Genomic DNA, 247 nt, shown 5'->3' on the forward strand with positions numbered 1-247 from the left:
GCCACCACCGGCACTGCCGGGATGCCTTTCGGCATAGCGAAACTGATTGGTGGTATTTGCTTCTCACTGGGCCTGATTCTCTGCGTCATCTGCGGCGCCGACCTCTTCACCTCAACGGTGCTGATTGTGGTGGCAAAAGCCAGCGGAAGAATTACCTGGGGTCAACTGGGGCGCAACTGGCTCAACGTTTACGTTGGCAACCTGATTGGCTGTCTGCTCTTTGTTCTGTTGATGTGGCTCTCTGGCG

1 protein-coding gene is annotated in these 247 nt (G+C 56.3%); it reads left to right on the plus strand.

Annotation, left to right across the window (positions count from 1 at the left end; genetic code table 11):
* Positions 1-247 (plus strand): formate/nitrite transporter family protein (locus RTW80_RS30305; RefSeq protein ID WP_312721905.1); only part of this gene is annotated, 247 nt, incomplete at both ends.

This window comes from Escherichia sp. AM3 (genome assembly GCF_032029835.1).
Taxonomy (GTDB): Bacteria; Pseudomonadota; Gammaproteobacteria; order Enterobacterales; family Enterobacteriaceae; genus Escherichia; species Escherichia coli.